At 71.7% G+C, this 559-nt stretch carries 1 protein-coding gene; it reads left to right on the top strand.

Annotated features, from left to right (window positions below):
- The coding region (locus IG178_RS25030) for an ATP-binding protein (RefSeq protein ID WP_484520106.1) at positions 1 to 559 on the top strand (559 nt) is incomplete at both ends.

Below are 559 nucleotides of genomic sequence, written 5' to 3'. Positions count from 1 at the left end.
GCAACGTGGTCGTGGTCTCCACCCGCGACTGCTCGCTGCAGCGGCGCAACCAGAAGCTCGTGGAGGAGGCGCCGGCGCCCTTCCTCACGGAGGAGCAGAACGAGCGTCTCTACTCCTCGTCCAAGGCGATCCTGCGCGAGGCCGGCTACCAGGGCGCGGGCACCTGCGAGTTCCTGGTCGGCCAGGACGGCGTCATCTCCTTCCTGGAGGTCAACACCCGCCTGCAGGTCGAGCACCCGGTCTCCGAGGAGGTCACCGGGATCGACCTGGTCCGCGAGCAGTTCCGGATCGCCCGCGGCGAGGCCCTGGGCTACGACGACCCCGTCGTGCGCGGCCACTCCATCGAGTTCCGCCTCAACGGCGAGGACCCGGGACGCGGCTTCATGCCGGCTCCGGGCACGCTGTCCACGCTGCGCTTCCCGTCCGGGCCCGGCGTGCGCGTGGACTCCGGCGTGGTCGAGGGCGAGACGGTCTCCGGCAGCTTCGACTCCATGATCGCCAAGCTCATCGTCACCGGCGCCGACCGCGACCAGGCGCTGGCCCGGTCCCGCCGCGCGCT

It is taken from the genome of Neoluteolibacter marinus, assembly GCF_014904755.1.
Taxonomy (GTDB): Bacteria; Verrucomicrobiota; Verrucomicrobiia; order Verrucomicrobiales; family Akkermansiaceae; genus Haloferula; species Haloferula marina.
This window is presented reverse-complemented; position numbering and strand designations above follow the sequence as displayed.